The following is a 7,690-nucleotide window of genomic DNA, read 5'->3' on the forward strand; positions in this document are numbered from 1 at the left end:
CCGCCGCCCTGCGCGAGGCCCTGGCGCTCTGGCGCGGCCCCGCCCTCGCCGACGCCGCCCACCTGCCGTTCGCGTCCGCGCCGTCCGCCCGCCTGGAGGAGCTGCGCCGGACGGCCGCCGAGGAGCGCGCCGCCGCCGACCTGGAGCTCGGCCGCCACACCGACCTCGTCCCCGAGCTGCAGGCGCTGGCGTCCGCCGACCCGCTCCGCGAGCCACTGCGCGCACTGCTGATCCGCGCTCTCTACGCCTCCGGACGCCAGGCCGAGGCGCTCGCGGAGTACGACTCCCTGCGGCACGCGCTGGCCGACACCCTCGGCGTCGATCCGTCCCCGGCCCTGGAAGGGCTCCGCCTGGCCGTCCTCCGCCAGGACCCGTCCCTGAACCCGGCCCTGAACCCGGCCCGGACCGCGCCCGCGGCCCCCGCCGCGCGGAACGAGGTCGCGCCCGAGCCGACCCCCGCCTCACCGGACGAGCCCGTCGCGGAGCCGTCCCCCGCGGACGCGTCCGTCGGGAACCTGGGCGCCCAGCTGACCAGCTTCATCGGCCGGGACGAGGACCTGCGCCGCGTCGGCGCGATGCTCGCCGAAGGACGGTTCGTCACCCTGACCGGCCCGGGTGGCGCGGGCAAGACGCGCCTGTCCCTGGAAGCTGGCCGCCGCGTCGCCGCCCTCCTGCCGTCCGCGCCCACCGCGAACCCGTTGCGGCCCGGTTCCGAACCCGCGGCGCATCCGCAGGTGGACGGGGTCTGGTTCGTCTCGCTCGCGTCCGTCACCGATCCCGCCGAGGTGCCGTCCACCGTGCTCGCGGCGCTGGGACTGCGCGAGGTGTCGCTGGTCTCCACGAAGGCGGGCTGGCTGGCCGCGCCGGAGGGCGCCGACCCGCTGACCCGCCTGACGGCGGCGCTCGCCGCCCGGCGACCGCTGATCATCCTGGACAACTGCGAGCACCTGCTGGACGCGGTGGCCCGGCTCGCCGACCGGGTGCTGGCCGAGTGCCCGGGCGCGCGGATCCTCGCGACCAGCCGCGAGCCGCTCGGCGTCACCGGCGAGGCGCTGTGGCCGGTCGAGCCGCTGGAGCAGCCCGCGCCGGACGCCGACGCGGAGCAGGCCATGGCCTGCCCGGCCGTCCGGCTGCTGGCCGACCGCGCGGCGGCCGTCTCGCCGGGCTTCGCGGTGACCGCCGCGACCGTCGCCGACGTCGTCCGGATCTGCCGGGCCCTGGACGGCATGCCGCTCGCGATCGAGCTCGCGGCGGCGCGGCTGCGCGCGCTCACCCTCACCCAGGTGGCCGACCGCCTGGACGACCGCTTCCGGCTGCTGCGCGCGGGCAGCCGCACGGCCCTGCCCCGGCACCGCACGCTCCGCGCCGTCGTCGAGTGGAGCTGGGACCTGCTGGACGTCCGCGAACGCGCCCTCTGGCGCCGCCTCGCCGCCTTCCCCGGCGGCGCGGACCTCGACGCCGCCGAGGCCGTCTGCTCCGGCGGGCCGGTGCCCCCCGCGGACGTCCTGGACGTGCTGGCCGCGCTCGTGGACAAGTCCCTGGTCACGGTCGTCACCGACGGCCCGGACGGCGAGCCCCGGTACCGGATGCTGGAGACGATCCGCGCGTACGGGCTGGAGCGGCTGGCCGAGGCGGGCGAGCTGGAGCGGGTCCGGCGCGCGCACGCGCTCCACTACGCCGGGTTCGCCGAGACCGCCGAACCGCACCTCTACCGGGCCGAGCAGCTCACCTGGATCGCCCGCCTGGACGCCGAGCAGGACAACCTGCACGCCGCGCTGCGCTGGTCGCTCGACACCGGGGACGCGGCGCTCACGGTGCGGTTCACGGCGGCGCTCGGCTGGTACTGGTTCCTGCGCGGCCGGGTCACCGAGGCCGTGGACGCCGTGGCCGCGCTCGACGCCCTGCCCGCCCTGCCGCCCGGCCAGACCTCGGCGCGGGCGCTCGCGCTCGGCGCCATGGCGGTGTTCGACGCGGTGCCGCGCGAGGGCGTGGACGGGACGGCGTGGCTGCGGCGCGCCGACGCGATGGTCGGGGAACTCCCGTCCGGGGAGCGGCTGCACCCCGTCCTGCGGATGCTGATCGTCACGATGCGGATGTACGCCGAGGGCTGGCGGGAGAACGTGTTCGACGGCCTCACCGCGCTTCTGGACGACCCGGACCCGTGGGTGCGCGGCCTGAGCCGCTTCGTCGCCGGGCACGTCGAGCTGAACTTCGGCCGGACGGGACCGGGGGAGCGGTACTTCGCCGGCGCCGCGGCGGCCTTCCGGGAGGCGGGCGACCGGTGGGGCCTGTCGTTCACCCTCACCGGGCAGGCCGAGCTGCTGGGCCGCCGCGGCGAGCACCGCGCGGCGGTCGGGCTGTACGAGGAGGCGGTGCGGCTGAACGCCCGGCTCGGCGGCGGCCCGATGGTGGTCCTGCAGACGGAGATGCAGCTCGCCGTCCAGCTCATGCTGCTCGGCGAGGACGGGCGCGCCGAGCGCATCCTGGCGTCGGCGCTGCGGGAGGTCGAGCGGATCGGGGCGTCCGAGGGGATGGCGGCGCTCTACCACGCGTCCGCGATGATCGTCCGGCGGCGCGGCGACCTCGCGGAGGCCGTCCGGCTGCTGGACCGCGCGGACGCGCTCGCCGTCGGGCACGGCGGCTGGCCGCAGTTCCGCTCGCTGGTGCTGACCTCCCGGGCCCTCTGCGACCTGGCGGCCGACGACCCGGACGCCGCCCGCGGGCGGCTGAGCGCCGCCCTCGCCGGGGCGGTCCAGGCCCCGGACTTCCCGATCGTCGCGACCGCCCTGGGGGGCCTCGCCGCGCTGGCCGAGCACGAGGACGACCCCGTGCGCGCCGCCGAGCTCCTCGGCCAGGCGGACGGCCTGCGCGGCGGCCCCGACCTCTCCCAGCCGGAGATCGTCGCCCTCGCCGGGAGGCTCCGGGCCCGGCTGGGCGACGCGTGCTACGAGGCGGCCTTCGCCCGCGGCGGCTCCCGCACCTTCGACGACCTCCTGGCCGCCTACGACCTGCCCGAGCCGCGCGCTCTCTTCGCGGACCGGGCCGGGGACGGCGACCGCCGCCGCGGCTGACCACGACACCCGGCGGGTCGGCCGCGCGGGTCAGGCGCGGCGCTTGAAGGCGCGCAGGGACAGGGGCGCGAAGACCAGCGTGATGCCCAGGCCCCAGGCCAGCGCGACCACCGCGTGCTGCATCACCGGGCCGCCGAGGAGCAGCCCGCGCATCGCCTCGACGAGCTGGGTGACGGGGTTGTTGCGGATGACCCAGGCCAGCCAGTCGGGGATGCCCCGGGTGGACTTGATGAACGCGGTGCTGAGGAAGCTCAGCGGGAAGATCACCACGAACCCGAAGATCTGCACCTTCTCCGGCTCGTTCACCTTCATCGCGATGAACACCGACGTCCAGGAGAACAGCACCGCGAAGGCGAGCAGCAGCAGGAACGCGCCGACCACCGCGACCGGGTTGGTGTGGATCCGGAACCCGATGAGGAACCCGACCGCGAGCAGGATGAACATCGACCACGCCTGCTTGACGGTGTCGGCGATGATGCGTCCGGCGAGCGGGGCGGACCGGGCGATCGGGAGGCTGCGGAACCGGTCGTAGACGCCCTTGGTGAGGTCGCTGTTCAGCCCGAAGCCGGTGCTCATCCCGGCGAACAGCGCGTTCTGCGCGATGATCCCGGGGATCACGACCGGCAGGTACGCCTGCACGCTGCCGGTCATGGACGGCCCGAAGACGTAGGCGAACAGCAGCACGAACATGATCGGCTGGATGGACAGGTCGACCAGTTCCATCGGGTTGTGCTTGATCTGCACGAGGTTGCGCCAGGCCAGCGTGGCGGTGTGGCGCACCGCGGCGACGGGGGAGACCCGCCGGGTGAGGTGCTCGGGCGCGAGCGCGGCGGTGGTCACGCGCGGGCTCCTTCCTGCTCGGCGCGGACGAGCTCGTCCGCCTCGGCGTCGACGTCGTCGGTGTGGTGGCCGGTCAGGGCGAAGAACACCTCGTCCAAACTGGACCGGCGCAGGGACAGCTCGCCGATCGGCACCCCGGCCTCGTCCAGGCGGCGCACCACGGCGGGCATCAGCGCGGGATCGGTGATCGGGACGCTGACCAGGCCGTCCACCGTCTCGGGGGTGGCGCCGGCGAGCTCCCCGACGATGCCCGTCACCTTCGGCGCGTCGTCCGCCTCGACCGGGCGGACCTCCAGCACCTGCCCGCCGACCTGCGCCTTCAGCGCGTCGGACGTGCCGTGCGCGATGACCTGCCCGCGGTCGATGACGACGATGTCGTCGGCGAGCTGGTCGGCCTCCTCCAGGTACTGAGTGGTCAGCAGGACGGTCACGCCGTCGGCGGTGAGGCCGCGCACGATGTCCCACAGGCCGCCGCGGCTGCGCGGGTCGAGGCCGGTGGTCGGCTCGTCCAGGAACAGGATCTGCGGGTGGCCGACCAGGCTCGCGGCCAGGTCGAGGCGCCGCCGCATCCCGCCCGAGTAGGTCTTGGCGGGACGCCCGGCGGCGTCGACGAGGCCGAACCGGTCGAGTAGTTCGGCGGCCCGTGCTTTCGCGGCGCGCCGCGACTGGCCGAGCAGACGCCCGATCATGACCAGGTTCTCGGTGCCGGTCAGCATCTCGTCCACCCCGGCGTACTGGCCGGTGAGGCCGACGAGCTGGCGCACCTGGTGGGCCTGCTTCACCACGTCGTAGCCGCCGACCGTGGCGTGCCCGGCGGTCGGCTCGATCAGGGTGGCGAGGATGCGGGTCGTGGTGGTCTTGCCCGCGCCGTTCGGCCCGAGGACGCCGAGGACGGTGCCCGCCGGGGCGGTCAGCGACACCCCCGACAGGGCGCGCGTCTCACCGAAGCGCTTCTCCAGACCCTCGGCCTGGATGGCGTAGGACATCAGGGTTCTCCTTTGCTCGCGCACGCCGGGCATGCCTGGCCTACAGCCGGAAGGTGGAAAAGGTAGGTGCTGTCCGGTCGAATGCGCATCCAGTTTTTCCGCACGCGCTGTCAGGGCGCTGAGCTCCGGCTGACAGCCGCGCCGTCTCCGAGCCGATCGTGTGACCACTGTCGCATCCGCCTCCGACAGAAAACGCGCCCGCCCCCGGCCCGCTTCCGCACGACCCGCCGCCCGGCGTCCGCCTTCGGCCGTTCGGCGGCGCGTTTCGGCCGTTCGGCGGGACCCTTCGGCCGTTCGGCGGCGGCCTTCCCCCGGCGCCAGGGACCGGGGTCGTCCGCTCCCGCGGTTGCGGCCCACCGTTCCGCGGAAGCCGGGCGTCCGGGCAATAGACTGCGATACGTGACGGCGCGGAGCACCCACGCGGTGAGGCTGAGGGAGCCCGCGAACCGGGTGTCACCGCGGGCGATCGCGCACTGGGCGATCGAGTACCTGCTGTTCTGGGGGCTCGGCTTCGGGCTGGCCTGGGGCGTCGCCGCCTGGCTCGGCGGCCGGCCCCGCGACGGCGTCCCGCGCTGGATCACCGCGCACATCGGCTGGCTGCCCGTCGCCGTCGGGGTCGTCGGCGTCCTGGTCGTCACCGTCGCGCCGGTCTGGCGCTACCGCGTGCACCGCTGGGAGGTCAGCGCGGACGTCGTCTACACCCGGACGGGCTGGTTCAGCCGCGAATGGCTGCTGGTCCCCGTGAGCCGCATCCAGAACGTCCACACCGAGCAGGGCTGGCTCGAGCGGCTGCTCGGCCTCGCGCGGCTGCGCGTCCACACCGCGTCGCACACGGGCTCGTCCGAGGTGTCGGGCCTGCGGGTGCGGGACGCCACCCGGCTCGCCGAGGACCTCGCGCACCGCGCCCACGACCCGAGCGACGACGCCACGTGACCACCCCGAAGGACGCCCCCGTCCCGCGCCCGGCCGCCGAACCGGACGACGCGCCCCCGAAGGCGCCGGTCCGGGACGCCCCGGTCCGCCGCCTGCACCCCCTGACGTTCGTGGTCGGCGCGGCGCGGGAGATGGCCGCGCTGATCGGCGCGGGCGCGACCGGGCTGCTGGTCGGCGGACTGTCCACGGCCTTCTACTTCGCGCTCATCGGCCTCGCGTTCGGGCTGGCGTGGCACCTCGGGACGTGGGCGACGTTCACCTACCACGTGCACGAGGACCGCTTCCAGACGCGCCGGGCCCTCGTGGCGCGGACGGTCAAGAGCATTCCCCGCGAGCGGATCCGCGGTGTGGACATCTCGTCCACACTCGGCCACCGGCTCCTCGGGCTCGCGATCGTGCACGTGGACGCCGGCGCGGACGGCGGCGAGATCGTGCTCAACGCGGTGGCGCTGCGCGAGGCCGAGCGGCTGCGCAAGGTGCTGCTCGCGCGGGCGCCCGTCACCGAGATCCCCCCGCCGGTGGCGAAGCGGCGCCGCGAGCTCGCGCACATCCGCCGCCGCTGGTTCCTCTACGCGCCGCTGAGCGGGGCGTACCTGCTGACGCCGTTCGCGCTGGCGGGAAGCCTGCTCGGCACGCTCTACAACCTCGGCGACGACCTCGGCCTGATCACCCGGGACCGGGTCGAGCACCTCGGCCGGGACGCCGCGGGCCTGCCCACCGGCGTGGTCGTCCTGGTGATCATGCTGTTCCTGGTCGCGATGCCGGTCGCGTCGGTCATCGCGTTCACCCTGTTCAACTGGGACTTCACCGTCTACCAGCGGGACGGCTCGATCGTCGCCGAGCGCGGCCTGGTCACCCGCCGCAGCGTCGCGCTGGAGCGCCGCCGGGTGCGCGGTGTGGAACTGGCCGACAACCCCTTCGAGCGGGTCGCGGGCGTCGTCCGGCTGGGTGCGCTGGTCACCGGCCTGGGCGACGCCGCGCACCGGGGCCGCCTGCTGCCCGCCGCTCCCCGCGCCGTGGCGGTGGAGCTCGCCTCCCGCGTCCTCGGGCCGGTGCCGGGGCCGCTGGTCCCGCACCCGGAGGCCGCAAGGGGACGGCGCCTCGTGCGCGCGACCGCTCCGCCCCTGGTCGCCGCGGCCCTGTGCGCCGCCGCCGGGAACCTGTGGCTCGCCGGTGTGTCGTCGCTGGCCGCCGTACTGGCCGTCCCCCTCGGGCTGGACCGGTACCGGCAGCTCGGGCACGCCGACGACGGCGTCCGGCTGACCGTCCGGTCGGGGTCCCTGCGCCGCCGCCAGTACGTCGTCGAGCACGACGCGATCGTGGGCTGGCGCATCCGGCGGACGCTCTTCCAGCGCCGCGCGGGCCTGGCCACCCTGCACGCGGCGGTCGGCGCGGGCGAGGGAGGCTGCGCGGCCGTCGACGTGTCCGAGGCCGACGCCGTCGCCCTGGCCTGGAGCATCACGCCGGACTGGATCACCCCCTTCCTGGCGCCGCCCCGTCCGGCGAAGAGGTTCCGCCGCACCCCCTCCCACCTGCCCGAACCCCCACCCGCGTCCACCGGGACCTCGTAGCCGAAGGCGGACGGGCCGGGCCGGAAGACGCGGACACGTCAGGCCGGAGCAGCGCGGCGCCCGGCTCCCTCATGTCGGAGAGCCGGGCGTGGGACGCGGGTGGGGTCCTACTCGGGGCGGCGCGCGCCGAACATGATCTCGTCCCAGGACGGGACGGAGGCGCGCTTGGCCTTCGACTTGCGGCGGGCGCGCGGCGGACGCTGCGTCGCCGGGGTGTCGGCGGGCTTCTCGGCCGCCGCCGCGGGCATCGCCGGGCGCGCCGCCTTCTTGGCCGCCGGACGGTGCGGCG

General features: G+C 75.6%; 5 protein-coding genes and 1 pseudogene. 3 read left to right on the forward strand and 3 right to left on the reverse strand.

The genetic code is table 11. The annotated features are described in order from the left end of the window. The coding region (locus DZF91_RS31520; protein WP_147341478.1) for an ATP-binding protein at nucleotides 1-3,071 on the forward strand (3,071 nt) is incomplete at its 5' end. Nucleotides 3,072-3,101: 30 nt separating this feature from the next. Here the strand turns inward: DZF91_RS31520 and DZF91_RS31525 are convergent. Next, complete coding sequence (locus tag DZF91_RS31525) at nucleotides 3,102-3,911, reverse strand: ABC transporter permease (RefSeq protein WP_117360713.1); 810 nt, start codon at nucleotides 3,909-3,911, stop codon at nucleotides 3,102-3,104. Continuing rightward, nucleotides 3,908-4,897, reverse strand: coding sequence for an ATP-binding cassette domain-containing protein (locus DZF91_RS31530; RefSeq protein WP_117360714.1), 990 nt, complete (start codon nucleotides 4,895-4,897; stop codon nucleotides 3,908-3,910). The genes DZF91_RS31525 and DZF91_RS31530 overlap by 4 nt, the downstream gene beginning before the upstream one ends. A gap of 399 nt (nucleotides 4,898-5,296) precedes the next feature. On the opposite strand from DZF91_RS31530, the gene DZF91_RS42385 reads away from it, so the two are divergent. Both DZF91_RS42385 and DZF91_RS31540 read left to right on the forward strand, forming a co-directional pair. After that, nucleotides 5,297-5,830, forward strand: a complete 534-nt coding sequence (locus DZF91_RS42385) for a PH domain-containing protein (protein WP_235834700.1) — start codon at nucleotides 5,297-5,299, stop codon at nucleotides 5,828-5,830. Beyond that, nucleotides 5,827-7,401: a PH domain-containing protein gene (locus tag DZF91_RS31540; RefSeq protein ID WP_235834701.1), complete on the forward strand. Its 1,575-nt coding sequence runs from the start codon at nucleotides 5,827-5,829 to the stop codon at nucleotides 7,399-7,401. The genes DZF91_RS42385 and DZF91_RS31540 overlap by 4 nt, the downstream gene beginning before the upstream one ends. A 107-nt stretch (nucleotides 7,402-7,508) precedes the next feature. Here the strand turns inward: DZF91_RS31540 and DZF91_RS31545 are convergent. Next, nucleotides 7,509-7,690: pseudogene (locus tag DZF91_RS31545) on the reverse strand (septation protein SepH); the annotation flags it as partial.

The organism is Actinomadura logoneensis, assembly GCF_003428695.1.
Classification (GTDB): Bacteria; Actinomycetota; Actinomycetes; order Streptosporangiales; family Streptosporangiaceae; genus Spirillospora; species Spirillospora logoneensis.